The sequence below is a fragment of the Streptomyces alkaliphilus genome, assembly GCF_014141535.1.
Classification (GTDB): Bacteria; Actinomycetota; Actinomycetes; order Streptomycetales; family Streptomycetaceae; genus Streptomyces; species Streptomyces alkaliphilus.
Window position 1 is genome coordinate 1 of sequence record NZ_VKHT01001066.1, and the last position, 1,637, is coordinate 1,637.

Sequence of the window (1,637 nt, forward strand, 5' to 3'; positions counted from 1 at the left end):
GGGCGGGGCCGTGTCCGGGAACCGGGCGATGGGTTCAGCGGCCGGGCGCGGCCCCGGCCGGCTCGGCTCCGTCCGAGGTCCCCGCGGACGTGCCGGGCGACGACCCGGTGATCTCCGGGTCCTCACCGGTGCGGGCGTCGGGCGCCCCGACGGCGGTATCGCTCGCCGGCCGGGCACCGCCGCGCCGGCGCAGGACCGCCCCGACCACGGCGTCGATCACCAGGAAGGCCACCAGGGGAACCCCGATCAACGGCACGTACCACCCCAGGGCCGCCAGGACGAGCCCCGCCACGATCAACTGCCACGGCCGGGCACACCGCCAGGCCCCGCGCGGGATCGGACGGCCGAAGGCCGAGGCCCGACCGCGCAGCCACCACATGCGGTAACCCCACACGATGAGCATGACCAGTGCGCCGGCCAGCGCCATCAGGGCGATCTGGTTGGCGAGCCCGAAGAGGAAACCGCTGTGGATGTCGATGCCCCAACGGGTCAGCTTGGCCAGAGGTGGCTGGTCGGCGAAGTCGAGGCGGTCGGTCAGGTCACCGGTGTGCGGGTGGACCGCCACGGCGTCCAGCCGGATCGGCCACTGACGGTCCATCTCCTTGACCACCCAGGTGGACTCCGGGTCGGCGGGCGGGACGATCTCCAGCGGTCCGTCGAGGCCGGCGGCGCCGGCCGCGGCGAGCGCCCCGTCGGGGCCGATACCGGGCGGGGCCGGCCAGCCGGAGCCGCCGACGGCTGCGGGCGCGCCGTGGTCCCCGTGGCCGTGGTCGCCGTGGTCCCCGTGGTCGCCGTGGTCCCCCTCGGCCCCCGGGTTGGGCAGGGCCGCCGAGACGCTCTGGGTGGTCTGGTTCAACGCCGTGCGCAGGTCCGAGATGTGTCCACCCGCGTACGTGGACCAGGTCAGGCCGGTCACGGCGAGGATCAGCAGCCCCAGCGAGGCCCACACGCCCACCGCGCCGTGCAGCGAGAGGGTGCGGCGTCGGCCGTGCGCCCGGCGCTCGGGCACGAGCACCCCGCGCGCGCCGGGGCGGCGTCCGCCCTTGCGGGCGATCCACATGATCAGTCCGCCGACCGTCAGGACGATCAGCCAGCTCGCGGCCAACTCGGTGTAGTGACGGCCCGGATCACCGAGGTGGAGATTGCCGTGGAGGCCGGATACCCAGGTGCGCAGCGGCAGCGCGCCACTGGTCCCGTACTGCTCCAGCGCACCGCGCACCTCGGCGGTGTGGGGGTCCACGAAGACCGCCAGGGTGCGGCCCTCCGTGAGACCGGGGGTACCGGTGAGCAGCACCCGGGTGGTGTCCCCCGGGTTCTCGCCGACCCGGACGGCGGATACGGTCCCCTCCGGGTGGGCGGCGAGCGCGGCGTCGACCTGCTCCTCCAGCGACACCCGCGTGTCGGCGGGGGTCGTCCGGAGTTCCTCGGCGTACACCAGGCGCTCGGCCGGGAGGGAACCGGCGTAGAGCAGACCGGTGACCGCGGCGACCAGCAGGAAGGGCGCCACCAGCAGACCGGCGTAGAAGTGCATCCGCAGCAGCAGGGGGCGGAGGTCCGAGCGGCCCGCACGGTCGGTTCGACCCGCGGGGGCGGAGGCCCCGGAGGACGTCGGTGGGGGATCCCCGGCGGAACGGGCG

1 protein-coding gene is annotated in these 1,637 nt (G+C 75.3%); it reads right to left on the reverse strand.

The annotated features are described in order from the left end of the window. Nucleotides 1-34 precede the first annotated feature (34 nt). Nucleotides 35-1,637: PepSY-associated TM helix domain-containing protein (locus FNQ90_RS22415; RefSeq protein ID WP_228471495.1), on the reverse strand; the 1,603-nt coding region annotated here is incomplete at its 5' end.